Source organism: Anaeromassilibacillus sp. Marseille-P3371 (genome assembly GCF_900169665.1).
Taxonomy (GTDB): domain Bacteria; phylum Bacillota; class Clostridia; order Oscillospirales; family Acutalibacteraceae; genus Anaeromassilibacillus.
Window position 1 is genome coordinate 2342268 of sequence record NZ_LT835157.1, and the last position, 20700, is coordinate 2362967.

21 protein-coding genes are annotated in these 20700 nt (G+C 47.2%); 12 read left to right on the top strand and 9 right to left on the bottom strand.

The window, feature by feature from the left end; translation table 11 throughout:
- Positions 1 to 26: 26 nt before the first annotated feature.
- On the bottom strand, positions 27 to 1394 hold the full coding sequence (locus B9Y59_RS09775) for an aldehyde dehydrogenase (RefSeq protein ID WP_085533181.1): 1368 nt from the start codon (positions 1392 to 1394) through the stop codon (positions 27 to 29).
- Positions 1395 to 1741: 347 nt separating this feature from the next.
- On the opposite strand from B9Y59_RS09775, the gene B9Y59_RS16010 reads away from it, so the two are divergent.
- The gene (locus B9Y59_RS16010) at positions 1742 to 1915 is read left to right on the top strand and encodes a hypothetical protein (protein WP_162838197.1); all 174 of its coding nucleotides are present in this window, start codon (positions 1742 to 1744) and stop codon (positions 1913 to 1915) included.
- A 165-nt stretch (positions 1916 to 2080) separates the two neighbouring features.
- Here B9Y59_RS16010 and B9Y59_RS09780 read toward each other — a convergent pair whose 3' ends face one another.
- A complete protein-coding gene (locus B9Y59_RS09780; RefSeq protein ID WP_085533184.1) occupies positions 2081 to 2614 on the bottom strand; it encodes a ferritin-like domain-containing protein in 534 nt (177 codons plus the stop codon).
- 143 nt (positions 2615 to 2757) lie between these two features.
- Between B9Y59_RS09780 and B9Y59_RS15765 the strand changes: the two genes are divergently transcribed.
- Together B9Y59_RS15765 and B9Y59_RS09785 are read left to right on the top strand one after the other, a co-directional pair.
- Positions 2758 to 2925, top strand: coding sequence for a hypothetical protein (locus tag B9Y59_RS15765; protein WP_158088995.1), 168 nt, complete (start codon positions 2758 to 2760; stop codon positions 2923 to 2925).
- 73 nt (positions 2926 to 2998) lie between these two features.
- Complete coding sequence (locus B9Y59_RS09785) at positions 2999 to 3190, top strand: hypothetical protein (protein WP_054324347.1); 192 nt, start codon at positions 2999 to 3001, stop codon at positions 3188 to 3190.
- A gap of 95 nt (positions 3191 to 3285) precedes the next feature.
- Here B9Y59_RS09785 and B9Y59_RS09790 read toward each other — a convergent pair whose 3' ends face one another.
- Both B9Y59_RS09790 and B9Y59_RS09795 read right to left on the bottom strand, forming a co-directional pair.
- Positions 3286 to 3717 (bottom strand): RrF2 family transcriptional regulator, encoded by a 432-nt coding sequence (locus B9Y59_RS09790; protein WP_054324348.1) that lies wholly within the window; start codon positions 3715 to 3717, stop codon positions 3286 to 3288.
- Positions 3714 to 4154: an RrF2 family transcriptional regulator gene (locus B9Y59_RS09795; RefSeq protein ID WP_054324349.1), complete on the bottom strand. Its 441-nt coding sequence runs from the start codon at positions 4152 to 4154 to the stop codon at positions 3714 to 3716. The genes B9Y59_RS09790 and B9Y59_RS09795 overlap by 4 nt, the downstream gene beginning before the upstream one ends.
- A 196-nt stretch (positions 4155 to 4350) precedes the next feature.
- Between B9Y59_RS09795 and cysK the strand changes: the two genes are divergently transcribed.
- The 3 genes from cysK (at position 4351) to B9Y59_RS09810 (ending at position 7568) form a co-directional block, all read left to right on the top strand.
- The gene (cysK, locus tag B9Y59_RS09800) at positions 4351 to 5283 is read left to right on the top strand and encodes a cysteine synthase A (protein WP_054324350.1); all 933 of its coding nucleotides are present in this window, start codon (positions 4351 to 4353) and stop codon (positions 5281 to 5283) included.
- Positions 5284 to 5462: 179 nt separating this feature from the next.
- On the top strand, positions 5463 to 6092 hold the full coding sequence (locus B9Y59_RS09805) for a cytidylate kinase-like family protein (RefSeq protein WP_054324351.1): 630 nt from the start codon (positions 5463 to 5465) through the stop codon (positions 6090 to 6092).
- Between the two features lie 108 nt (positions 6093 to 6200).
- Positions 6201 to 7568, top strand: a complete 1368-nt coding sequence (locus tag B9Y59_RS09810) for an MATE family efflux transporter (RefSeq protein WP_242967285.1) — start codon at positions 6201 to 6203, stop codon at positions 7566 to 7568.
- A gap of 41 nt (positions 7569 to 7609) precedes the next feature.
- Here B9Y59_RS09810 and B9Y59_RS09815 read toward each other — a convergent pair whose 3' ends face one another.
- Positions 7610 to 8263 (bottom strand): GNAT family N-acetyltransferase, encoded by a 654-nt coding sequence (locus tag B9Y59_RS09815; protein WP_085533186.1) that lies wholly within the window; start codon positions 8261 to 8263, stop codon positions 7610 to 7612.
- Positions 8264 to 8345: 82 nt separating this feature from the next.
- Here B9Y59_RS09815 and B9Y59_RS09820 point away from each other — a divergent pair, with 82 nt between their 5' ends.
- Positions 8346 to 9170, top strand: coding sequence for a MerR family transcriptional regulator (locus tag B9Y59_RS09820; RefSeq protein ID WP_054324353.1), 825 nt, complete (start codon positions 8346 to 8348; stop codon positions 9168 to 9170).
- Positions 9171 to 9231: 61 nt separating this feature from the next.
- Here B9Y59_RS09820 and B9Y59_RS09825 read toward each other — a convergent pair whose 3' ends face one another.
- Together B9Y59_RS09825 and B9Y59_RS09830 are read right to left on the bottom strand one after the other, a co-directional pair.
- Positions 9232 to 10002 carry a type III pantothenate kinase gene (locus B9Y59_RS09825; protein WP_054324354.1) on the bottom strand — a complete coding sequence of 257 codons (771 nt, stop codon included), beginning with the start codon at positions 10000 to 10002 and terminating at the stop codon, positions 9232 to 9234.
- A gap of 31 nt (positions 10003 to 10033) precedes the next feature.
- Positions 10034 to 10678 (bottom strand): ECF transporter S component, encoded by a 645-nt coding sequence (locus B9Y59_RS09830; RefSeq protein WP_085533188.1) that lies wholly within the window; start codon positions 10676 to 10678, stop codon positions 10034 to 10036.
- A gap of 393 nt (positions 10679 to 11071) precedes the next feature.
- Between B9Y59_RS09830 and coaBC the strand changes: the two genes are divergently transcribed.
- Both coaBC and B9Y59_RS09840 read left to right on the top strand, forming a co-directional pair.
- Positions 11072 to 12277 carry a bifunctional phosphopantothenoylcysteine decarboxylase/phosphopantothenate--cysteine ligase CoaBC gene (gene coaBC, locus B9Y59_RS09835; RefSeq protein ID WP_085533190.1) on the top strand — a complete coding sequence of 402 codons (1206 nt, stop codon included), beginning with the start codon at positions 11072 to 11074 and terminating at the stop codon, positions 12275 to 12277.
- Between the two features lie 108 nt (positions 12278 to 12385).
- Positions 12386 to 12724, top strand: a complete 339-nt coding sequence (locus tag B9Y59_RS09840) for a DUF1540 domain-containing protein (RefSeq protein ID WP_054324356.1) — start codon at positions 12386 to 12388, stop codon at positions 12722 to 12724.
- Positions 12725 to 12800: 76 nt separating this feature from the next.
- Here the strand turns inward: B9Y59_RS09840 and B9Y59_RS09845 are convergent, their stop codons facing one another.
- Positions 12801 to 13532 carry an NAD-dependent protein deacylase gene (locus tag B9Y59_RS09845; RefSeq protein ID WP_085533192.1) on the bottom strand — a complete coding sequence of 244 codons (732 nt, stop codon included), beginning with the start codon at positions 13530 to 13532 and terminating at the stop codon, positions 12801 to 12803.
- A gap of 195 nt (positions 13533 to 13727) precedes the next feature.
- On the opposite strand from B9Y59_RS09845, the gene B9Y59_RS09850 reads away from it, so the two are divergent.
- The 3 genes from B9Y59_RS09850 to B9Y59_RS09860 are packed head-to-tail and all read left to right on the top strand — an operon-like array spanning position 13728 to position 17986.
- Positions 13728 to 14657 (top strand): AAA family ATPase, encoded by a 930-nt coding sequence (locus tag B9Y59_RS09850; protein WP_054324358.1) that lies wholly within the window; start codon positions 13728 to 13730, stop codon positions 14655 to 14657.
- Between the two features lie 9 nt (positions 14658 to 14666).
- Positions 14667 to 15707 (top strand): DUF58 domain-containing protein, encoded by a 1041-nt coding sequence (locus B9Y59_RS09855; protein ID WP_085533193.1) that lies wholly within the window; start codon positions 14667 to 14669, stop codon positions 15705 to 15707.
- Positions 15704 to 17986, top strand: a complete 2283-nt coding sequence (locus tag B9Y59_RS09860) for a transglutaminase TgpA family protein (RefSeq protein ID WP_158088996.1) — start codon at positions 15704 to 15706, stop codon at positions 17984 to 17986. Before B9Y59_RS09855 ends, B9Y59_RS09860 begins: the two co-directional genes overlap by 4 nt.
- A gap of 655 nt (positions 17987 to 18641) precedes the next feature.
- Here B9Y59_RS09860 and htpG read toward each other — a convergent pair.
- Positions 18642 to 20531, bottom strand: a complete 1890-nt coding sequence (htpG, locus tag B9Y59_RS09865; protein ID WP_085533195.1) for a molecular chaperone HtpG — start codon at positions 20529 to 20531, stop codon at positions 18642 to 18644.
- Positions 20532 to 20700: the final 169 nt, after the last annotated feature.

Genomic DNA, 20700 nt, shown 5'->3' on the forward strand with positions numbered 1-20700 from the left:
TTTTGTATATTCAACTTTTGAAACACCTACCGCAAGAACCATCGGAGAAGTTGTTCTTTTCTCGCCGTTGCCGGGGGATAACGCACAGGCAAATCCAAAAAACTGGAATTCTTTAGAATGCTCTTATAATGGCTAAATGTGTCAAAACTCTTTTTGCCGTGATAGCTCCCCATCCCGCTCTGACCAACGCCCCCAAATCCCATGTACGGCGTGGCAAGATGTACCACAGTGTCGTTGATGCATCCGCCGCCAAACGGAATTTCCCGCAAGACTCTCTTCTCTGCAATGCGATCCCTGGTAAAAAGATACAGCGCGAGAGGTTTTTCTCGCCCTTTGACAAAATGGATCGCTTCATCCAATGTCGAGAAGGTCAGGATCGGAAGAATCGGGCCAAAGATTTCCTCCTGCATCACCGGCGCATCGGGCGATACAGGTTCCAATAAGGTCGGTGCAATTTTATCCGTGCCGTTGTCCTGGCCGCCCAGTAGAATGTGTTGGTTTTCCAACAGTCCTTTGAGACGTAGAAAGTGTTTTTCATTGATAATCTTTGGATAATGGGGATTATCTATAGGATTCTTTCCATAAAACCATAAGAGGTACCGGCGCATATACGCCACAAGTTCATTTTTTACCTCCCGATGCACCAACAGATAGTCGGGGGCCACGCAGGTCTGGCCTGCGTTGAGAAATTTTCCAAAGACAATCCGCTTTGCTGCCAGCTTGCTATTGGCCGTTCGGTCCACGATACAGGGGCTTTTCCCACCCAATTCCAAGGTGACTGGGGTCAGATGTGCGGCCGCTTTCTCCATCACAAGCTTCCCAACCGCTACGCTTCCCGTGAAAAAGATGTAATCAAATTGCTGTTCCAGCAGGGCGGTATTGGTCTCGCGCCCACCTTGTACCACGGTCACATATTCCGGCGGAAAACAAGCACGGAGCAGTTCTTCGATTTCCTGCGCTACATGGGGCGCATAGGCAGAGGGCTTGAGAATCACGGTATTTCCCGCAGCTAAAGCGCCGATCAACGGCTCCATACTCAGCAAAAACGGATAGTTCCATGGAGACAGTATTAAAACCACTCCATATGGTTCTGCTAGGCAAAAACTCCTGGATGGAAACTGGCTTAGCGGTGTTGGCACCCGTTTTTTGGTTGCCCAGCGCGTCATATGCGCGGCTATGTAACGAAGTTCGCTATATGTGAGTCCGAGTTCTGTCATATACCCTTCCATATTGGATTTTCCAAGGTCCTGCCGTAAAGCGCGCAAGAACCTGTGCTCTCGAGCGTGCATTTCCCGCGCGAGACGCTCCAAAGCCACTGCACGAAATGCAAGGTTTCTTGTCTTGCCGTGATCATAAAAGGAGCGCTGTGCCTGTACTAGGTCCGCGATGTGCATCGCATGTTCCTCCTCTCGCCCATAGACCCACCCACTGGCCGCCGCTCAAAATCTGCGTGGAAGCGGCCCAATTGTCTTGCGTTTATTTCAGTAAGCATTTTCCTGAAATTAGGAATTGGCTTTTATTAGCGGGTCTTGCTTGTCCATTCTTCGATTCATTATATCCACAAAGATTTGAAATTCGCAAGCAAATTTTGTAAAACAAAATATTCCCTTCTGTATTTTTGATGAATCTGCAAATGATAAGAGTGCGCTTTTATCCGATGGGACTTTTCTGCCTATTTGCATATTGAAAAGGTATTTTTGTCACTTCATCGGACCAAGCGTATAGACAGGAGGTGAATCATATGCCGGAAGAGAAAGCCAATGCCGTTTTAAACAACCCACAGATGAAGAAATTTTTCTCAGCACAGCCCTTTTTTGTACAGGAGAGCATTATGCAGACCGGCGTGGGTGCAAGCACTGAAAATGAGCTGAAGCAGTGTGCAGAAAATCTAACCAAAAAACAACCTGCCGAATAAAAATGGCTTTTCCAATTGTTTGATTAAAAGGGTGCTCCTCTCTTTATTCTTTGTCACACCTACTGAGGAAAAGTTCTTTCCAGTCCTGTGTGCGATTTTATGAACGGCCGTCTTAACGGACAAAAACATCCCGCGGATCGCTCTTCGCCTTCCGCGGGATGTTTCTTATTGAATCAATTCATCCAAGTAGGACCGGAAGATCTTTACATGTACCTTTTCATCCTCCACGATTCGCAGCAGGATAGCGGAAAGCGAAGCGTCGTGCACCATCGCCGCTTGGCGCCGGTAACGGTCAATTGTCTCTTGTTCTGCCAATAAGTTGCTCTGCATCATGTGAAAAAAGTTTTTGCAGGACGATACCATATTTCCGTCCCATGTCCGCCTTCGCTGTCGAAAAGAGACCGAGTAAACTGGGTCACCACCCAAAAGACAAATAAGCTGCGCAAAAATGTCGATATGGTGCATCTCTACCATTGCAATTTGCTTTAAAGCTTGGGATGCCTCAGCATTCTTCGCCTCGATAACCCACCCCTGGTAGAGATATTGCATCACAGCGGTCATTTCACTCTGGGCTGCGCACAGATTCATATGCATCAGCCCGGCATACAGACGATTTTTCCCTGCCACTTCAATCGGTGGATAGGGTTCCGGAGAGGCATATACCTTTGCGGTTTCTATGTGCATGTCACGCTTTTCCACGGGAAATCCTCCATTACGAATGAATTCATCAATACATATGCACCGGACAGACCAGCTAGTACCAGATGCCCCTACAGATCGTAGGAGGATTTGACATTTGCGGTAGATGAGCGTATCATTTTTTCCAGAAAGAGGGATGGATCATGGAACAAACCACCATCAAGATCATTGCAGGCTATTGTCCCTATCTCCATGCGGAGCATTCTATCCGCGCTACATATACCCTGATTCCACATCATGGCAGGAAATTTTCCAACTATTGTTGCAAATACGCACAGGAATGTAAGCAGATGGAACATTGCCCATTATAGCGTGCCGCAATATTAAACGAAAATTGACGCATATTTTTACTTCCATAGGCGAATGCTATGGAAGGGTGATCGAATGTTGGAAACACCGCTTGGCTTTGGAATGCCGATGATTCAATGCCCAGAGGCCATACAGTACCTGGAAGTGGATCGTTCGGTCGACTTCCTTCTGGAGACACAGCCCAATCCTGAGTTGAGAGAAGTCCGACGCACGCAGGAACACGGTTTTGCTACAGCGTTTCAAGAGGCATTTCGTTGGCGTGTATAACTTGCATTCTTATTGGTATAAAAATTAATATGAAAAGCCGCTGTCCATTCTGCACACATTGGACAGCGGCTTCTTTTAAATAACTCTCAATTCGATTAAAGGATCGAACTATCGGCGGATGATGCTTGCAGTTGAATACGTTCAACCATTTCCGCCAAGGAGGTGGCCCGCAAGGTAATCTCCACCTCTTGATCGATGGCGTCCCAAACATGCCGCTTCAAAAAAGCGCGCAACGGTGTCCCTGCATCAAGCTCTTCAGAAATGGACAGATCCCCCTCCAACGCCTCTAATATTGACTGCAAAGAAATCTGTTCCGCTGGTCTGGCAAGAGAATATCCCCCTTGCGCACCAGCCATTCCCAAAACAAAACCCGCGCGCTTTAATGCAGAAAAAATACTTTCCAAGTAGTTGAGGGACAGGTCCTGTCGCGCGGCAATTGCAGCCAATGGCACACGCCCCTCCTCGGCATGCAAGGCTAGATCGATCATCGCCCGCAGTCCATAGCGGCCTCGAGTCGATATTTTCATCGGGGCATTCCCCCTTCCTGCTCGGTCTTCCATTCAGTCCGAAGGCGATCGAGTGTAATACTATCCGCTGCACGCGCAAGGGCATCCGATAATTCCACCCACACCTGCCTGCTGATACAAGTGCCTCGTACCCTGCTGGTACAGGCGGAGAGCGACTCCACACACTTGACAGGAACCAAACTCCCCTCTACTGCTCGGATGATTTGGCCAACAGAAATTTCCGAAAGCGGTTGATTAAAAATGAAACCTCCCCGGGCACCGCGCACAGTACGAATGATGCCCGACTGTTTAAGCTTAAAAAAGATTTGCTCCAAATAAGCAGCGGAAATCCCAGTCCCTGTAGCGATCTCTTTGATGCTTACCGCTCGATCCGGCGTCGCAATCGCCATATAAAAAAGCCCCTCGAGTGCATAACGGCCCTTGGTTGAAAGCTTCATAGCACTTCCCCTCTGTATGACTGCATTTGATTGTCTACTATTATACTATGATTTGGGGACCGATGCAATAAAAACAAGATTTTTCCTATTGACTTTGTCATATATATGGAATATAATAGGGAAAAATTTAATCCTTACTAATTTAATAGGAATTCAAGCAGTCTGCTAAAAACCAGATAGAATGGAGCGAATGTACATGAAGATTTCCAAAAAATTGACGGATCTGATCGGCCATACCCCTCTTCTCGAATTGTCAAATTATGAAGCAAAGCACAACCTGGAAGCCACACTTGTGGCAAAGCTGGAGTCCTTTAACCCGCTTTCCTCTGTAAAGGATCGCGTCGGTTTCGCACTGATTCAAGACGCAGAAGAGCGTGGTCTTATCAATTCGGATACAACTATTATTGAACCGACCAGCGGCAATACTGGCGTAGGGCTTGCCTTTGTGGCAGCTTCCAAAGGGTATCGACTGATTTTGACCATGCCGGAAACCATGAGCTTAGAACGCCGCCGCTTGGTATCCGCCCTCGGTGCAGAACTTGTCCTCACCGAGGGGGCTGCCGGTATGAAAGGCGCCATTGCCAAGGCAGAGGAGCTCGCAAAAGAAATTCCCAACTCCTTTATCCCTGGCCAGTTCACCAATCCAGCCAATCCGGCCGCTCATCGTGCCACAACTGCCCAGGAGATTTGGGCTGATACGGACGGCAAAGTCGATATTTTTGTCGCTGGAATGGGAACTGGTGGAACCATCACCGGCACAGGGGAAGGTCTGAAATCCTACAATCCGAAGATTCGAATTGTCGGTGTGGAACCTGCGTCCTCCCCCGTCATCACGCAGGGAAAGGCTGGACCTCACAAAATTCAGGGCATTGGCGCTGGATTTGTTCCGGATATTCTCAATACAGACATTCTCGATGAGGTTCTCACTGTGACCAACGAGGACGCATATGCTACCACTAAGGAACTCGCAAGAACAGAAGGTCTACTGGCCGGCATTTCCTCCGGTGCTGCTGTCTATGCGGCAACACAGCTTGCAAAACGTCCAGAAAACAAAGGGAAACAAATTGTCGTCCTGCTGCCGGATACAGGAGAGCGCTACCTCTCCACTGGTGTATTTGATGCAGAATAAGTTCTAAAACAAAGGAACGCGCTCTGGGTTGTAGGCAACCTCAGAGCGCGTTCCTTTGCCCGGAAAAGACCGTTTGACAAACCTGTAGAACCGCAGTAAAATAAAAGAAATTCACAGAAAAGTCCATTCTTTGTAGAATTTTTTGGGGTTAGAACCTCATCTGATAGGAGGAGTTGAGCATGAGTACCAAAACCATCATTACCATTGCGCGGCAATATGGCAGCGGCGGAAGAGAAATCGGGGAAAAAGTCGCCAAGCGGTTGGGGATTCCTTTTTATAATAAGGATTTGATTACATTAGCGGCAAAGCAAAGCGGCATGAGCCCCGAAATTTTTGAAAAGGCGGATGAAAAAGCTACCAACAGTTTGTTATATTCTTTGATGATGGGAAACTATACCTTTGGAAGCCAAATAACACCGATGGATAATTTGCCCATCAATGACAAATTATTCTTAGCACAGTCTCAAATCATCCGCGAGGCGGCGGAAAAAGGCCCCTGTGTCATAGTGGGCCGCTGCGCCGATTACGTTCTGCGTGAAAATAAAAATTGTCTGCATGTATTTATCTACGCGGATCATTTTGCACGTATGGACCGAATCATCAAAAAATACGACGTCGATCCGGCTAAAGCAGCAGATACACTGGTGAAACAAGATAAACAGCGTGCAAATTATTACAACTTTTACTCCAACCAAAAGTGGGGAAGCCCGGAAAATTATCACCTTATGTTGGAATCCTCTGCCTTTGGCATTGAAAATTCCATCGACTTGATCTGCAAAGCTGTAGAGATGAAGGAAAACGCCCGGTAATCCATTCCCTACCGTGCTTTTCTGATCGGGCCCTTTCGGATCGCCGTCAAACGGCCTCCTGAAGGGGCCTTTTCTATTCGGAAATCTAAAAGTAAAGGAGTTCTTTCCGTGAAAAAACTTCACGCTGGCGCCACAGATATGACCAGTGGCAGCCCTTACCGGCTCTTGTTCCTATTTACCGCTCCGTTGCTGTTGGGAAATGTGTTTCAGCAGCTCTACAATATGGTGGATAGCATTGTTGTAGGAAATTTTATCGGAGAAAAGGCGCTTGCCGCAGTAGGAACCGGGTTTCCCATCATCTTTATGATGAGCTCTCTGTTTATGGGACTGAGCACGGGTGCAACGATTATGATTTCACAATACTACGGTGCGAGGGACATGGAAAATGTCCGTGCGACGGTCAACACCATCTACACCGCGATGATGATTGGGATCATCCCACTCACAATCATCGGCATTTTATGCAGCCGGCCATTGCTCCTCTTGATGAATGTCCCAAACGATGGTACATTGGAGCTCGCAGAAATCTATATGATTGTGATTTTTGTCGGTATGATCGGCACCCTTGGATTTAATATCAACGCAGGTATTCTACAGGGTTTAGGAGACAGCCGTACATCCTTACTGTTTCTTTCTACCGCAGCAGGAATCAATATCGTGTTGGACCTGGCTTTCACATTCTGTGGGATGGGCGTGTTTGGGGTAGCCTTAGCAACCATTCTTGCACAGATCACTTCCTGGTTGTTCGGCGTGTACTTTATCAACCGGCATTACACATTCCTACATATTCATCTCTTCCAATTTCACTTCAATCGTTCCCTGTTTCAAAAGGCTATTAAGCTAGGGGTTCCTTCCGGTATTCAGCAAGCTTTATTTGCCGTTGGGATTATGGCCATGCAGGCATTGGTCAACAGTTATGGCTCTACCTTTACCGCTGGTTTTAATGGCGCCAATAAAATCGATACATTTGTGTTTCTTCCCATTCAAAGTATGTCTACTGCTGTCACCACCTATGTCGGCCAAAATGTCGGCGCCGCCCGTATGGAACGGGTACACCGCGGTACGCGCGCTGGACTGACACTGTGTGTAGGTGCAAGCATCCTCATCAGTGTGGTGGTTTTTCCGCTCAGTGATCTGTTGATGCATATGTTCAGCCAAAGCCCCGCAGTCATAGAAGCTGGTGTTTATTATCTGCATGCATTGCTTCCCTTCTATTTCTTGTGTGCAATTCTTTTTATTCTCAGCGCTGTCCTACGCGGAGCTGGTTCCATGATCGTCCCCATGGCGGCAAGCTTGCTTTCGCTGTGGTTGGCAAGGGTTCCTATCGCCTATTGGATTGCAGGTGTCTGGGGAAAAGAATTTATCTACTATTCCTATCCCGTCAGCTGGGCGATTGGCATTATCATCGTCTTGGTATCCTATCTACATGGCGGCTGGAAAAAGAAAACCATTGTCACTCCTTCCACAACCGTATAACCGCGGCGGACAGTATGGAATGCTGTCCGCTTATTTTTCATCTATCTCTTGCAGGAAGGAGCGTTCCCCTCTTTTGCAACCGGCCGATCGTAAAGGTAGAATTCCATTGTGGCAGTTTGTCCTTTGAGGCTGACTGTACATCTGTACTGCTGCCGGCGAATCATTCCTTGATGTTCATAGAAGCCAAAATTACAACTTGTATCCGTGAATAGATAGAAACTGGGAATCCCCCTTTGAGCCATATACTGAAGTAAACTGTGAAACAGTTGCTTTCCAAGTCCCAATCCACGATATTCCGGAGATAAAGCAAATAAGGCTACTTCTCCTTTATAAGGCTTATCACATTGTTCCAAAAGCTTTTGATCCACCCCATCGATTGCCTGATAAAATTTGAGCAACTGCCTTCCCTCTTTCATCATGAGAAGTTGGATGATTCCTAGGATCTGGCGCATTCGATACTTGAATGGACAACGGTGGTTCTCGATGTCTTTTCCCAAAATGACGCCCACCGGAAGGCCGTCGGCTTCCGCTATGCGCGAAAAGGTCTGGTTTGCCAAACAGGATGCCAAATAAACCTTTGCCAGTTTTTTCGCCGTCTTTGGAGAGGCAAATCGATCATAGTTCCAAGTCACTCGGATCACATCTTCCAGTGCTTTCAAATCGTCCCATTTCAGATCTCTCAATAGAATGTTCATCTTTTTTCCTTTCTGCCTATTCTTAAAAAATTCTATACGCATCATAAACGATTCAGCAACTGTAAAGTCAAGGAGAATTTTTGTGAAATCAAATGAGTTAAAGTTAACGACCTCCCAATTTGCAAAACTACACCATGTGAACAAAAGGACGCTTCATTATTACGACAGCATCGGTCTATTTTCCCCTAAATGGAAAGGAGCGAACGGCTATCGTTACTACGACTATGCGCAAAGCATGGAATTCGCTTTTATACGTATGCTAAAAGAACTAAATTTGCGCATTGATGAGATCAAAGAGATTGTTTGTAAACTTGATGAGCAGAAATTTTTACAAACAGTGGACCGCAAACAGGAAGAAATTGCAGAGGAGATCAAAGCATTAGAAAGAACCCAGAAAATTCTTGAAAAGAAGCAGAAGCAACTGTTGTTGTCCCAGGAGATCACGGACATGGAATTACGCTTTGTCTCCTGTCAAGATGAATATCTATTGACTGCCCCCTATCGCTTTGCAAATGACGATGTTGCTGAGGTATTCCGATTTGTCCAGAACATCTGGCAACCGGAACAATACCGTTTGGGAGTCGGAAGCTATATATCTCTCGAAAAAGTCCAAAATGCGGCGTTTGAGGTATACGACGGCTTGTTTTCCCCAACTGAAAAACCAAAAGAGAACGATCGTGTCCTATTAAAACCAAAGGGGACCTATTTATGTGGCTATTTATGTGGAAGTTGGGAACGCCTTCCAGCGCTGTATCAGAAGATGTTTCGCCTGGCAAAAGAGCACGGATTGCACTTTACCGGCTACGCTTACGAAATCGGGATCAATGATTTTGCTGTGTCTGACATCCAGGATTATGTCACTCAGGTTTCCATTCAAGTCCAGAACCCGAGTACGACGGATCTTTAAACCGAAATGAGGAGCCCTTCCCATAGTATGGGAAGGGCTCCTCATTGCATCAAAAGGGTATTTAATCACGCCGGTTTTTATTGTAGACAATCAATAGGCCTTTTAACATCAGATTGTCGTCACAGATAATCTTTCTGCGGCAATGTGGAACAATCACACGCGCAAGGCCGCCAGTCGCAATGACCGTCGGCGCTTCTCCCAGTTCTTCTGCAACACGTTCTACGATACCGTCCAGCATGGCGGCATTTCCATAAATCGCACCACTCTTCATGCAATCGATCGTATTCGTCCCAACCAAGCGCTTGGGCGCCTCCAGACCGATATGCGGCAACTGCGATGCACGGTTCGAAATTGCCTCTACTCCAACGACAACGCCAGGCATAATCATGCCACCCAAGTAGTTCCCCTTTTTGTCCACCACAGAAAGGGTGGTCGCTGTTCCGAGATCAAAAATCATAACAGGTTTTGGGTACTCGGCGATCGCTGCCACTGCATCAACCACCAGATCGCTGCCAAGCTGCGCCGGATTGTCAATCAAAATATTCAACCCGGTCTTTAGGCCGCTCCCCACCACCATACATGGTTTCCCTGTGATTTTTTCTAAAGCAAGGCGTAGCGTAGTTGCCAACGCGGGGACCACCGTGGATATGATGCTTCCTTCCATCTCAGACGGCGTATATCCATTTAATTCAATCAGATTTTTCATTAAAACCGCATACTCATCGTTGGATTTAAAGCGGTCCGTGGAGATCCGCACAGTAAAATAGATTTTTTCATTGTCGATGCCGCCCAACACAATGTTGCTATTTCCAACATCAATGGCAAGAATCATCTGTGTGTCATCCTTTCTGCCTTTTACTGTCTTATACGCGGCCCTTTCTTTGCAATCCCAGCAGGGCCTTTCCAATCGCTACCGTCAATACAATGGCGGCGGCAGCCTCCGGTACACCATTTGCACCCACTACCGCCAGAATGGCACCCATAACTGCGTCGGCAGGGATTCCTTTAATCGCCGCATAAGCATCCTTAAAAATCAGGAAAATACTGCCCATAACCAAAATCGTGTTGGTAAAAGAGCCAGCCAAAGCTCCAACGGCCAGGGACAAAAATTCTCCCTTTGTGCTTTTTTTCATCAGCTTTTGGAACAGCGCAAATACATAATACGCCACAACCCCCACCAAAATACGCGGGATAAAACAGATAAACAAACTCCAAATGCTGCCGTTCGGCGTGCCCGGAAGCGGGATCGCCGGCGAAAATGCAAAGGAAAGCGCCGTCGGCATAAAGGTATTGCTGATAAAACTTGTCAGCCCAAACAATACGCCCAAAATAGCGCCCTTCTTTGGCCCTAGAACAATTGCACCAAGTATTACCGGCACGTGGACGATCGTGGCCTTGATGATTGGAAGCTGAATATAACCAATCGGCGTAAAGGCCAACAACAGGATGATGGCCGCGAACAAGGCTAGCAGCACAAAATCGCGGTACTTTGCGGTCTGACGATTCATTTTTACTACCTCCTGCTGCTGCTCTTTTGAAAAAGATGCAGCGCAATTTTTCGCCTTTATTATACGCTAAGATCGTTAAAAAATCAACAATATATTTCCCCATATCCAATGAGCAAGCCATTTCTGCAACTATACGCGGACTAGAATCCGTGTTATAATATCATTGAAAAGGCCATCCGCTTTTTACAGGCATATGAAACAAACCAATGGACTGTTGTTCCATAACATTGCCCGGTAGCTATAGTGCGTCCGTTTCAGAGCCGTTTTCGAATCAGGCGTTATATGGACCAGCCTATGGGGCTATTCAGGTATTCTCCTGTAAGAAACCTGATATATTCACAGAAAACGCACAAAGTACACGGTGGAACAATCACGAGAAATGGGGGAATAACATTGTTGCGAGGAAAGACCATACTGTTGGGCGTCACCGGTGGAATTGCCGCGTACAAAGCCGCCTATTTGGCCAGTGCTCTTCACAAGCAGGGATGCCATGTCCATGTTTTGATGACCCAAAATGCCACAAATTTTATCAATCCCATCACCTTTGAAAGTTTGACGGGAAACAAATGTCTCGTAGATACCTTTGACCGCAACTTCCAATTTCAAGTAGAACACGTTTCGATTGCCAAGGCTGCCGATCTCTGCCTGATTGCCCCGGCAACCGCCAATGTGATTGCAAAAATGGCCCATGGCTTGGCAGACGACATGCTGACTACAACCGTTTTGGCCTGCCAGTGTAAAAAACTGGTTTCTCCTGCCATGAATACCAGGATGTATGAAAATCCAATTACGCAAGATAATCTGAATATTCTGCGAAAGTATGGATTCACCGTCATTGAACCCAGTTCGGGCTATCTTGCTTGTGGAGATACCGGCGCCGGAAAATTCCCCGACCCTGAAGTGATCTTGGAATATGTCTACCAAGAATTGGAATATGCAAAAGATATGGTTGGGCTGCACGTGCTGGTCACCGCTGGACCGACACAGGAATCCATCGATCCGGTGCGCTACATCACCAATCATTCTACCGGAAAAATGGGCTATGCGCTTGCACAAAATGCAGCGCGGCGCGGTGCAACCGTCACGCTGGTTACCGGACCTACCGCTCTGAAGCCGCCGGCATTTGTCGATGTCGTCCCTATTACTACCGCACAGGAAATGTTTGAGGCCGTTGCCTCCCGCAGCGAGCAGCAGGAGATTCTTGTAAAAGCAGCCGCTGTTGCAGATTATCGCCCTGCATTGGTTCATGAAGAGAAGATGAAAAAGCAGGACAGCGATTGCAGCTTGGCCTTGGAACGTACCACCGATATTCTTCAATATTTGGGAGAACACCGCCGGCCAGGGCAATTTCTCTGTGGATTCTCCATGGAAACACAAAACATGTTGGAAAATTCACGAAAAAAACTTGCTAAAAAGCACGCAGATATGATTGTTGCAAACAATTTAAAGGTTTCCGGAGCTGGTTTTGGTACGGATACCAACATTGTCACACTGATTACCGCTGAAACGGAGATGGAACTTCCACAGCTCTCCAAGGAAGAAACTGCTTCGCGTATTTTTGACCATATTTTGGAAATACGCGCGCAGAAACGTGAATAAATATCTTATATTCGGCTAACAATAGAGTTGCATCCTCTTCTGCCGGAGTGATTGAAAAACCGCTCCGGCAGAACACGGATGTGATTCTATTGTAATGGAAGTGTGGATATGACGAATTTAAAATGTACCGTCACAACCTGCGCCAACAACAGCCGAGAATGCTGCTGCCGCCCGGACATCAAAGTAGCAGGCGCCTGTGCCTGTGGATGTGAACAGACCTGCTGCTCCGACTTCATGGAGAAAAGCGGTTCCAGCTCTGCATCCAATGTCTCTTCCTGCGGCTGTTCCAATCCGAACCCGTCCCTGCATGTCCGTTGTGAAGCGCGCAATTGCATTTACAACGAGAACAACGAATGTGTTGCTGAAAACATTCATGTAGCAGACGGTTCCTGTGGGAAGGCAGATTGCAAGAGTCAGACAGAATGTGCTACCTTTAAAATGAAATAAGCCAAAAATTGGCTGCGCATGGACGGAGAACCCGCCGCTGCGCAGCCTTTTCTTATTTTACCCTGGTATCAAACGGCTATCGAACCTGGATAGCGCCAAGAATCTCTCCAATGCTTCCCTGAATTGTCAAATCTGCGTTTTGATCCATCGATGTAGTCGATTTATTGATGAGAACCAGACGATTCCCCCGATAATAATGAATCAAACTGGCTGCGGGATAAACCGCCAGCGATGTTCCTCCGATCACCAAAAGGTCAGCATGCTCAATAGCGTCCACAGCTTCGGTCAATGTATTCGGATTCAAGCTCTCCTCATAAAGCACCACGTCCGGCTTGATCGTACCGCCACATGTACAAGTTGGGATTCCAGTACTGTGCAGTATAAATTGCGCGTCATATATCTGATGGCAGCGCTGACAGAAATTGCGATGTACCGAGCCGTGCAGCTCCATTACACGTTCACTTCCCGCCTTCTGATGCAATCCATCAATATTTTGTGTGACGACCGCTGTCAGCTTTCCTGCCCGTTCCAATTCTGCCAATTTTATGTGGGCGGCATTGGGCTGTGCATCCAGATAGAGCATTTTTGCCCGGTAAAAATCGAAAAACTCTTTCGTATGCGTTACATAAAAACGATGACTTAACATCACCTCTGGCGGATAGGAATAATGCTGATTGTAAAGCCCATCCACACTGCGGAAGTCCGGGATTCCGCTTTCTGTGGATACACCCGCACCACCGAAAAAGACTATTTTTCTGCTTTGGTCTACAAGCTCCTGTAACTTCTGCAATTTTTCAAGTTCCTGCATATTGACCGCCTCCCACTGTTGATACTCCTATTGTACTGCGCCCCTAAGGACGCGGCAAGTAAATTTAAATGTTTTTTGAACTCTTTTCCCCTTCCATTGCAAAGTAGGCCCACATTCCCTATAATAGACACAGTTAAGAAATTTCTTGGAAAAATATTTGTAAAACATATGACTTTCTTAATAGGAGAATGAAGAATGCAGAAGGCTTTAGAAATTATAGAGGAAGTAAAAAAGGCGGTTGTCGGAAAGAATGCCGTGATCGGCAAAATGCTGATGGTAATCCTGGCCCAGGGGCATATCCTGCTGGAGGATATTCCAGGGGTTGGAAAAACCACTCTGGCCTTGGCTTTTTCAAAAGCGATGGCCCTAGACTACCGGCGAATGCAGTTCACGCCGGATGTGATGCCTACGGATGTGACCGGTTTCTCTGTGTACAACAAGTCCACCGGCCAGCTCGAATACAAGCCGGGCGCGGCTCTGTGCAACCTCTTCTTGGCGGATGAAATCAATCGAACATCCAGTAAAACGCAAGCGGCACTTCTGGAAGTGATGGAAGAAGGACGCATCACCGTAGACGGCGTAACACGTGAAACCCCCAAGCCATATATCGTGATTGCCACGCAGAATCCTGTCGGATCTGCGGGTACACAGCTTCTTCCAGAATCCCAGATGGATCGCTTTATGGTATGCCTGACGATGGGGTACCCCAAATTGGAAGATGAAATTGAGATTCTACGCCGGAAACAAGGGGGAGATCCCTTGGAACAAGTCCAAAAGGTGGTAGGAACAACGGAGATTTTATCCATGCAGCGGGAGGTGGAACGCATCTATCTGGCAGACAGCCTCTATGATTACATTGCACGGCTGACGGCTGCCACCCGCAAAGAACCTCTCATCCGTCTGGGTGCAAGTCCCCGCGGTTCCATTGCATTGACCCGTATGGCACAGGCTGCCGCTTATCTGAGTGGACGCGACTATGTCATTCCGCGGGATGTCCAAATTGTCTTTCACGACGTCATTGGCCACCGCATTGTATTGAGCCCTCAGGCCAAAATGGCGGATGTTTCTGTCGCCTCTCTCTTGGAAAAAATTCTGAATCGCGTCAATGCGCCCACCGTTAAATGAGGTGTGCCTATGCTGCGATGTCGACTGGTTTATTTGCTTGCCCTTGTAGGGGCTGTTCTATTTTATATTTTCTTTAATGGATATTTGTCCTATTTTGTCCTGATTTTCGCACTGGTTTTGCCGTTTCTCTCCCTCGTTTTGAGCCTGCCTGGGATGTGTGCGATGCGCGCCCATGTGGAAATTCCCCTCACAGCCGTTGCCCGAAAAAGTCCGTTTCCCGTCCAATTGATTGTGGAAAACCGAACGCCATTTCCTATGGCACGTGCACGTATTCGTCTCCGTTACTCCAATACATTCAGTCACGAGGAAACGTCCGAAACGGTTTTTATGCCTGTCTTTCATGGAAAGCAACGGATCGAGCGCGAAGCGATTGCCCAGCACTGCGGAAAGCTGTTGTTCTCTTTGGAAGAAATACGATGTTACGATTTTCTCGGTCTGTTTACTTGCCGGCATAGAGCTCCAAAGCCAAAGGAATTGTTCATTCTTCCTCATATTGCCCCTTTGGAACTTGCCTTGGAATCCTCTTCTACTCCAGACCCGGAAAGCGATACCTTTTCCACAGAAAAGCCCGGAGACGATCCTTCCGAAATTTTCGGAGTCCGTCCCTATCGGGAGGGGGATCGGTTGCGCAGCATTCATTGGAAGCTTTCTTCCCGCACAGGAGACCTTATGGTCAAGGAGTTCAGCCTTCCTATTTGCAGTTCCGCTTTAATTATGATCGATCTGTTTGGTGACACCGACATGTTGGACGGTGTCTTGGACAGGCTTGCCGCTCTCTCCCATTTTTTATTGGAAAATGGTCTGGAATACGAGGTGCAGTGGTACGATCCCAACGCTGTTCAGCTTCGCCAAGTACACTTGGCAAGTTTTGACGATCTTTATGCTCTTTTAAACCAATTACTGGCGCATCCAGCACCGAAGGATGGTTTATCCGTTCCGGAATGCCGGATGCGTTTGGGGGACGTAAAAGAGTATCCCTATATGTTTTCCATTACGCCGCAGCACATTGAGGAGCTCGTCAGCGGCACGGTATGGGAGGAAGTGCCATGAAAGAGCAAAATCAAGCGGGGATTCTCCTGAGCCGTCCGGCCTGGAAGAACCCAAAACGGGGGAGTTTATCCATTCTGTTGGCAGATATGCTCTTGGTTCTACTCAGCCTGTTTGGAACTGCGCAATGTCTTGTATCGGCGTTCTCTCTGTCGGTCAAGCCTTTATTTTTATCCCTGTGTATCGCACTGTTTACCTTTCTATTTCTTGTAGTATTTTCTTTAAAGCGATGGCGCCTTCCATTCTTATTGGCCTTATCCGCGGCCTATTGTGTCACCGCGTACTTTTTGCGAACCTATTTCCTTCAAGGATTCGTTCTGACTACCAATCAAATTCTGTCTACCATGAGTGCGCACTCTCGTTTTGATTTTCCACAATTTCGGGTCGATTTGCCGGTCGGAGAATATACAAATGCCTGCACGATCTTTCTGGCGTTTGTATTGTTCTTTTTGTCGTGTTATATATGCTGGACCGTCCGCCGGCACAGCTTTTGGCTTTCCCTATTGGGGACAGCCCCTTTCCTTCTTGTTCCACTGGGTTTCACGATCACGCCTGCATGGCCTTCCGTATTGATGCTGCTCGCCTTTTGGGCTACGCTGTTATTTAGCCGCTTTTGCGCGCACAGTTCCTTTGGCCGAACCTCCGCCGCAGGCCGTGTCGTCCTGCTTGTACTTCCCGCCGTTGGCCTTTGTCTGGTGGGTATGAGCTTGTTGATTCCTCAGGATACCTATACCCGTCCGGCCGCCATCGAAGAGCTTCGAAAGGATTTGGAAAGCGGGATTTATCAATCCTCCCTCTTTTCTACACAAGGCGGGACGCTGGGGCGTGTCAATCTTAACACAGCGGGCAACCGGGAATATACCGGGCAAACCGTCTTGCGGGTCAAGAATCCAGACAAAACGCCTTTGTATCTGCACGCATTTTCCGGAAGCGTTTATACCGGTGTCAGTTGGGAACCTCTTCCCGACTCTTCCTACGCCGAGCTGGAGGACGCCCTTTACTTTAACCCACAGAACATGGCAGGACAGTTTCTCTCCTTTTATGCCCTTCCAGAAGAGCAATCGCTTTTGGTGGAAATTGAAATACAAAATGTTGCTGCCAATCGGAACTGTATCTACGCGCCTTATGGCCTGGCTTCCCGTCCAGAGGAATTGCCCGGTACCGCATTTGTCCATGACGCTTACATTCGCGCGACTTCTCCATTTGGCATGGCAAATTATACGCTACAGACATGGGATTTGACCCGCTTTTCTCGGACTGCAGACCTTGAATTGGTCTCCGAACCGTTCTATTCTGCGGAACAGGCGTATCGTTCCTTTGCCAATACCCATTATACGCAGTTGCCACAAAACCTTCTGGAAAAGTTACAATGGTACTGCATACAGATGGGGATTCCCTCCGTAGAAATCGCTGGACAGGAGGCCGTCGTTCGCGCGATCACAGATTTGGTCCTATCCAGCGGTGAATACACCCTATCCCCCGGAACAACACCGGAGGGGCGCGATTTTGTGGATTATTTTCTCTTTGAAAACCATAAAGGATACTGTGTTCATTTTGCCAGCACAGCTGTCGCACTTTTGCGTTCACAGGGGATTCCCGCGCGCTATGCCGAGGGATATGCTGTTACCGCAGGGGACTATGGGGAGGATGGCTGGGCGGATATTCCGGATCGGCACGCCCACGCTTGGGCGGAGGTCTATACCCCGGGGCTGGGTTGGCAGCCTTTGGAGGTCACCCCAGGTGTCCAGCTTTCCTCTGGTGAGTTAAACGAATCAGACGATGTTCTTCCAGAAGAGTCCTCCAGTCTACCAGAAAGCGAACCGGAAAGCAGCAGTGAGCCGTCTTCCAGTGAAATTACAACTTCCTCCTCTCCGGTGGAGACATCTTCCAGTGCATCTTCTACTGCCGAATCTGCCTCATTTGATTTTGGCCCACTTTCCCCCATTCTTTTGGTATTTTTGTCGGCTGGCGGTGGAATTTTCCTGGTTGCCCTGCGGCGGGTTATTCTTTTGAAACGGCGTGAAAAACGGTTTCATCTGGTCAATACCAATCAAGCGGCCCTTGCAATTTACGCTTATCTGACAGACCTCACTGCCTTTGGTGCTTCTATCAACCCGCGTTCGGAAGAACTGGCGCTAAAGGCCAAGTTTAGCCCACATATTCTCACACAGGATGAGGTTGAAGAATTGCGGTCCGATGCCCATAAAATGGCGCGTGCACTCTATCCCACTTTACCCGTGTTCCGTAAGCTGGTCTTTAAATACGGAAAATGTCTGCTTTAAGCAGAAGGTTTCCTTCCACCTTCGTTGCGGAGAATCCGTAAACAATATGGAATGTTTTCGGGTTGTATTGGCGATTCCCGTTCCCATACTCGAAGTCAAGAGGGTGTCCCAAAACTACGAATTTTACGATTTATAGGAAAGGGGCATCCTCTTTCTGTTTGAAAAATATCTGAGTTTCTAAAAAAAGAGGGGACTCTCCCGTCATTTCATAACGTTTGGAACCCTCTCCAAGTAGGCTTGTAAGGGGACCCTATTACCGGCGAGCGTCTTCAAACGCATAGAACACTCCCCCTTGTATCACTTGCCCACGGCCTGTAAACGAGCAAGCACCCTACTAACAACAAACTTCTATCCATTGAAAGATTGTTGTTAATAGCTTGCTTTGTCTAATACTTGAAGCGAAAGCTTTTTTACGTGGCATCTCTACCAGCAGAACCAGCGGTTTTCCTAACCAATCCCCTTTCCTTTTCACAATAAGCCTGAACCTTATTGTACTGGGTTTGGGATCTTTTGCATAATTTCTTTTTTCTCCGCATATCGGGGAATTTTGTTTCGTCTTTCTTAAATACCTAAATGAAGGAATAAAAAGGCTCTGTAATCGGCTGAGTGGCCGGACTACAGAGCCTTTTTATATTCGGGGGACTATACAGAAATCTTATACCATCAAATTGCAGACTCGATTGGAAAATGCTACTGGATCGTCAATGGATACGCCTTCAATCAGAAGCGCCTGATCGTACAGCAGCTTTGCATATTCCTTCAACTGATCCTGATTCTCCGTATACAGCTTACAGAGTTTTTCAAAGATCGGATGGTTCGCGTTGATCTCCAAAACCCGCTGCGCCTGGACCTTCTGGTCGTTCGGCATTGCATTGAGCACTTTTTCCATCTCAATAGAGATCGCTCCCTCAGAGGACAGGCAAACTGGGTGGGATTTGAGCTTTTGAGAAAGAATTACCTCTTTTACCTTTCCGTCCAAAGCATCCTTCATGAACGCGAGCAAATCTTTATTCTCTTCCACTTTCTTTGCAGCTTCCTGCTTTTCTTCCTCAGTCTCCAAGTCCAAATTGTCAGCGGAAACGGAACGGAATTCCTTCTCCTCGTACTTCATCATCATGCGCAGAGCAAATTCATCCACATTATCCGTAAGATATAGGATCTCATACCCCTTATCTTTCAGTGCCTCTGTCTGCGGAAGGAGATCAATTTTGTCCACTGTCTCGCCGCAGGCATAGTAGATATACTTTTGCTCTTCCTTCATGCGGCCCACATACTCTTTGAGCGTCACCAATTTCTTCTCACTGGAAGAGTGGAACAGCAACAGATCCTGTAGGATCTCCTTATGCATACCGTAGTCGGCGTACACGCCATATTTTAGCTGTAAACCAAAATTTTTATAGAAAGATTCGTATTTCTCACGCTCGTTGAGCAACATACTTTCCAACTCGGACTTGATCTTCTTTTCCAATCTAGAGGCAATGACCTTCAACTGGCGGTCGTGTTGCAACATTTCTCTGGAAATATTTAGCGACAAATCCTGCGAATCGACAAGGCCTTTCACAAAACTGAAATAATCCGGCAGAAGATCCGGGCATTTCTCCATAATCAATACCCCGTTCGAGTAGAGTTGGAGTCCCTTTTCGTAATCGCGGGTATAAAAATCGAACGGTGCGCGTGCCGGAATAAACAATAGGGCGTTGTACGTAGCCACCCCTTCTGTGCTGCTGTGAATAACCTTCAGCGGTTTTTCATAGTCATTGAATTTGTCCTGATAAAACCGATTGTACTCTTCCTCGGTAATCTCATTTTTATTCTTACGCCAGAGCGGAACCATGCTGTTTAGGGTTTCATTCTCCGTATAGGTTTCAAATTCGGGATTTTTCTCATCGCAACCCTCTTTCATGCGGCTTTTTTCCACATCCATTCGGATGGGATAGCGAATGTAATCCGAATACTTCTTGACAAGATTCTTTATGGTATAGGTATCCAAGAATTCGTCGTAATTGTTTTCTTCTGTATTTGGCTTGATGTTCAGAAGAATCTCCGTACCGTAACTTTCCTTTTCACAGGGCTCGATGGTGTACCCTTCGGCTCCTTTGCTGGACCACTTCCATGCTTCATCGCTTCCAAACGCGCGGCTCGTCACGGTCACACAGTCGCTGACCATAAACGCTGAATAAAAACCGACCCCAAACTGGCCGATAATCTCGATATCCTCTTTTGGCTCGTTGTCCTTTTTAAAGCTGAGCGAACCGCTTTTGGCGATGGTACCCAGATTGTTTTCCAGTTCGTCTTTCGTCATACCGCAACCATTATCCGAAATAGTCAATGTGCGCGCTTCCTTATTCGGTTGGATGCAAATAGAGAAGTCCTCCCGCGAGAGCCCGGTATCTCCGTCAGACAGCGTTTTATAGTAGAGCTTGTCGATGGCGTCGCTTGCGTTGGAAATCAACTCGCGCAGAAAGATCTCACGGTGCGTATAGATCGAATGAATCATCAAATCCAAAAGGCGTTTTGATTCCGCCTGAAACTGTTTCATTGCCATTTTTATCAACCTCTTGCATTTTAATTTAGCACTCTTATTAATCAAGTGCTAATTGTATTGTAGTACAACTTTTGAAAAAATGCAATGAACAAATTATGAACAAAACATCCGGACGGATTGCCTCTCTTGACGATCACAATCGCAGAAGGCCCATAGAGGTTCAGCAGCC